Genomic DNA, 314 nt, shown 5'->3' with positions numbered 1-314 from the left:
GGCAAAAAAAGAACATTACGATCTGCAGCAAGTGGTGCATGGCTGTATGCAGGGGTATCAATTCGCATACCCGCAAGCACACTTTGACATCAACATTAGCGACGCGGCTATTCCCGTGGAAGGTTCAGCTGATTTTTTAGCGCAGCTGTTAGATAAGCTGATTAACAATGCCCTGGAGTTTGCTTACGAGGGCAGCGCGATTGGCGTTTCCCTTGAGCGCCAAGCTCAGCACGCAGTACTTAAAGTGAGTAATCAAGGCCCAGCGCTTCCTGCGGATATCGGTGAGCATATTTTTGATTCTATGGTGTCGGTCC

General features: G+C 49.4%; 1 protein-coding gene. It reads left to right on the top strand.

Annotated elements, in window-relative coordinates:
* Window positions 1-314 (top strand): sensor histidine kinase (locus CWB98_RS23745; protein WP_249364758.1); only part of this gene is annotated, 314 nt, incomplete at both ends.

The organism is Pseudoalteromonas rubra (assembly GCF_005887115.1).
Lineage (GTDB): Bacteria > Pseudomonadota > Gammaproteobacteria > Enterobacterales > Alteromonadaceae > Pseudoalteromonas > Pseudoalteromonas rubra_F.
This window is presented reverse-complemented; position numbering and strand designations above follow the sequence as displayed.